This window comes from Cyanobacteriota bacterium (assembly GCA_025054735.1).
In the GTDB taxonomy this organism is placed as follows: domain Bacteria; phylum Cyanobacteriota; class Cyanobacteriia; order SKYG9; family SKYG9; genus SKYG9.
The window spans coordinates 1-2,077 of the sequence record JANWZG010000544.1 but is presented as its reverse complement, the minus strand read 5'-3'; the positions used below and the strand labels follow the sequence as shown (position 1 = coordinate 2,077).

Sequence of the window (2,077 nt, the reverse complement as noted above, 5' to 3'; positions counted from 1 at the left end):
GGAAGCTGTGCAATCCTCTTCTTTCGAGGGCATAGACCTAGTATTAGCCTCTGCTGGTAGTTCTACTTCTAGAGATTGGGCACCGACGATCGTTCAAGCAGGTGCCGTCATGATTGACAACTCCAGTGCCTTCCGAATGGATCCCAACGTACCTCTAGTGGTGCCAGAAATCAATTCAGAAGCAGCCAAAACCCACCAAGGCATTATTGCCAACCCTAACTGCACCACTATTCTGATGGGCATGGCTGTGTATCCTTTACATCAGGTACAGCCCATAGAGCGCATCGTAGCTGCTACTTACCAGTCTGCTAGTGGTGCAGGCGCACGTGCTATGGAAGAGGTTAAACTCCAGGCTCAAGCAATTCTTAACGGAGAGCAACCAAAAACTGAAACTCTGCCCTATCCTTTGGCATTTAATCTCTTTCCCCATAACTCTCCGCTCAATGAGCTAGGGTACTGTGAAGAAGAGATGAAGATGGTCAACGAAACTCGCAAGATCTTTGGGGCACCCAACCTGCGTATTACCGCTACATGTGTGCGTGTACCTGTGTTGCGAGCACACTCTGAAGCTATCAACTTGGAGTTTGCCCAACCTTTTCCAGCAGCCAAAGCCAGAGAAATTTTGGCAGCAGCGCCTGGTGTGCAACTGGTAGAAGACTGGCAGGCAAATTACTTCCCCATGCCGATCGCAGCTAGTGGCAAAGACAACGTGCTAGTCGGGCGGATCCGCCAAGATATATCCCATCCCTATGGCTTAGAACTGTGGCTGTGTGGAGATCAAATCCGCAAAGGAGCCGCTCTGAACGCTGTACAAATTGCCGAATTGCTACATACCAACAACTGGCTATAGCGATGTTGGTTCTTCAGACACATCTCAATCCGACAGCGTACTGAAATTTAGCAGCCGCCATGTAGAGAATCATAGGGTCAGGCTATACTGAGCCTGAGACGTTTGCACCTACACATACTTGCATGGTAACTATTGTCAAGTTCAATTAGCGTTTTGGATTAAAAGTAGGCTAAGTATCATGAGTCGGATTCTGAAAACCTTGCAACCTGCTGGTGTTCTAGATGGAGTTAGTGCTGGTCAATTGCGTAAAGAAGTTAGCGACATCGTTTCAGAAGGCGCTGATACCGTCTTATTGGATCTTAAAGATGTGACATTTATTGACAGTTCTGGTTTAGGGGCATTAGTAGCCACCCTAAAAATGGTTCGTGCCGCTGGTGGAAAGTTGATAATCTGTTCTATTAACGACCAAGTTAAGATGCTGTTTGAACTCACAAGTATGGATCGCGTGTTTGAAATCTACGCTAACCAAGACGAGTTTCTGAGAGCAACTGCCTCTAGTTAAGTCCTGCCTTCTAGTAGGTCATTGCTGCTCTAGATTATCCCTGCGCAACTACTAACAGATTAGGGGTGCTAGTGTGCAGACCCACTCACTGCAAAGGCAAGCAATAGCTTGAAAAGTAGCTAAATTCTTGCATCATTCCCCTATAAACTTGACTTGCAGCAAAGACAGATCATCCTCTAAGGGATCTTCAATGCTGATGTCATAAACATGCTGCAAGATACGATCAAGGTCGTGGCCGTGCCCTTCTGCGTGTCCTAGCATTTCAGCAAAGGCATTGAATCCCCAAGAAATCCGGTCACCTGTGCTGACTTCATAGATGCCATCACTGAAAATGTACAGAGCACTATTGTCAGCAATATCACATTGGGCAATCATAAAATGGGTGTCAGGCAACATGCCGATCGGCAAACCTGGACTCTTTAGCTGCTTCAGTTGTACTGGAGTTCCAGTCAGGTCACGATTACCAAAAGTCAGTAGCAGTGGTGGTGGATGTCCCGCGCTAGAGAAAACTAGCTGGCGCTTAACTCGGTTGTACACACCATACCAAATGGTAAAGTACTTTTCGTTTTGTTCACTCATTTGAAACGTCTCGTTCAGCGCATCCAAGACTTGATTAGGTCGGTAAAAATTTACCCCTGGCAAGGACTGAGATCGCAGTAGATTGAGCACAGCAACTGAGAGTAGGGTTGCACCTAGGCCATGACCAGAGACATCCAATAAATAAA

Annotated in this window: 3 protein-coding genes; 2 read left to right on the top strand and 1 reads right to left on the bottom strand. The window is 46.7% G+C overall.

The window, feature by feature from the left end; translation table 11 throughout:
• A partial coding sequence (locus NZ772_17935; protein ID MCS6815435.1) for an aspartate-semialdehyde dehydrogenase occupies positions 1 to 850 on the top strand: 850 nt, incomplete at its 5' end.
• 178 nt (positions 851 to 1,028) lie between these two features.
• A complete protein-coding gene (locus NZ772_17930; protein ID MCS6815434.1) occupies positions 1,029 to 1,352 on the top strand; it encodes an STAS domain-containing protein in 324 nt (107 codons plus the stop codon).
• 132 nt (positions 1,353 to 1,484) lie between these two features.
• Here the strand turns inward: NZ772_17930 and NZ772_17925 are convergent.
• On the bottom strand, positions 1,485 to 2,077 hold a 593-nt coding region (locus NZ772_17925), incomplete at its 5' end, for a serine/threonine-protein phosphatase (protein ID MCS6815433.1).

Excerpts from the sequence above, each read along its gene's own strand:
- NZ772_17930 (MCS6815434.1), top strand. The coding sequence starts at position 1,029 with ATGAGTCGGATTCTGAAAACCTTGCAACCTGCTGGTGTTCTAGATGGA.